This window comes from Pseudomonas sp. IT-P176, assembly GCF_949767245.1.
In the GTDB taxonomy this organism is placed as follows: Bacteria; Pseudomonadota; Gammaproteobacteria; order Pseudomonadales; family Pseudomonadaceae; genus Aquipseudomonas.
The window spans coordinates 1-204 of the sequence record NZ_CATKPN010000026.1 but is presented as its reverse complement, the minus strand read 5'-3'; the positions used below and the strand labels follow the sequence as shown (position 1 = coordinate 204).

Below are 204 nucleotides of genomic sequence, written 5' to 3'. Positions count from 1 at the left end.
TCCACCGTCACCGAAGGCGGTTCCGTCACCTACACCGTGACCCTGACCAACGCTGCCGGTTTGCCGATGAGCAACCACGGCGAGTTGACCTTCAAACTCTCCGACGGCACCACCATCACCGTTCCGGCCAACAGCACCACCGGCACGGCTACCGTGGTCACCAGCAACGACATCTTCACCGGTGGTCAGCCGGCACTGGTCAAC

General features: G+C 62.7%; 1 protein-coding gene. It reads left to right on the top strand.

Going from position 1 to position 204, the window contains the following annotated elements; all coding sequences use genetic code 11:
* Positions 1 to 204, top strand: a 204-nt coding sequence (locus ACM6IP_RS01695) for an immunoglobulin-like domain-containing protein (RefSeq protein WP_414860807.1), incomplete at both ends; no start/stop codon positions are given.